This is a genomic window from Pseudomonas sp. xss_4 (assembly GCF_043104125.1).
Taxonomy (GTDB): domain Bacteria; phylum Pseudomonadota; class Gammaproteobacteria; order Pseudomonadales; family Pseudomonadaceae; genus Aquipseudomonas; species Aquipseudomonas parafulva_B.
Window position 1 is genome coordinate 1 of record NZ_JBICKJ010000035.1, and the last position, 1,277, is coordinate 1,277.

The window sequence follows — 1,277 nt, forward strand, 5'->3', positions numbered from 1 at the left end:
CCAGCGCCGGCAGCGGTTTCTCTTTGCCCACGGACTGCCGGACACCCCATGCCGGCCCGCAAGGAGCACGTCATGCCGCGCCAATCCGACCTGCGCTTCACCGTCACCGCACCTGCCGGCGATTTCGAGGTGGCCGCCTTCTCCCTCGACGAGGCTCTCTCCACCCCCTTTCGCCTGCACCTCGAACTGGCCAGCTTCGACCCGGCCATCGATTTCGCCAAACTCCTCGACCAGCCCCTGACCCTCCACATCGCCCAGGGCAGTGTTGTGCGCCATGTCCATGGCCTGGTCAGCACCTTCGAACAAGCCGACACCGGCCACCGCCGCACCCGTTACCGTGCCACCGTCGAGCCCGCCCTGGCCCGCCTCGGCCTGTGCGCCGACTGGCGCATCTTCCAGGCCTTGAGCGTTCCCCAGATCATCGAGCAGGTTCTCAAGCAGCACGGCATCTCCGATGTCGAGCTGGTCTCCACCCGCGAGCACCTGCCGCGCGAATACTGCGTCCAGGCCGGCGAGACCGACCTCGATTTCGTTGAACGCCTCGCCGCCGAGGAAGGGTTCTACTACGCCTTCGAGCACCGCGCCGACGGCCACCGTCTGGTCTTCAGCGACCGCCTCTACAGCCACGGCACCCTCGACGGTGAACCCGTCACCTACAATCCCAATGCTGGCGGTGACCAGCCCGCTCCGGCCCTGCACCGCTTCGCCTATGCCGAGCAGGTGCGCACCGCCCGCCAGACCCAGCGCGACTACACCTTCACCCACCCGCGCTACAACCAGCAGCACAGCATCGACGGCCCCGAGCTCGACCACCAGCGCAGCGACTACGAGCGCTACAGCTACCCCGGACGCTACAAGCAGGACGAGGCCGGCAGGCCCTTCACCGAAACCCGCCTGCTCGCCCTGCGCGGCGATGCCCGTCTGGCCCGGGTCGAGGGCGACGATGCCCGCCTGCTGCCCGGCCCCGCGTTTACCCTCAGCGGCCACCCGCGCGACGACATGAACCGCGGCTGGCGTACCCTGCGCCTGCACCACGAAGGCGTGCAGACCACCAGCCAGCAGGAAGAGGCCGCCGACGCCGAACAGGGCACCCGCTACCACTTCAGCGCCGAGCTGCTGCCCGACCACGCCGACTGGCGCGCGCCGCTGCCGCCCAAGCCGCGCATCGACGGCCCGCACATCGCCACCGTCGTCGGCCCCGAGGGCGAGGAAATCTACTGCGACGAGTTCGGCCGTGTGAAGATCCAGTTCCCCTGGGATCGCCTCGCCGCCTGCGA

At 69.1% G+C, this 1,277-nt stretch carries 1 protein-coding gene; it reads left to right on the forward strand.

What is annotated here, in order from left to right:
* Positions 1–72 precede the first annotated feature (72 nt).
* Positions 73–1,277: type VI secretion system tip protein TssI/VgrG (tssI, locus tag ACF8GB_RS06980; protein WP_392526746.1), on the forward strand; the 1,205-nt coding region annotated here is incomplete at its 3' end.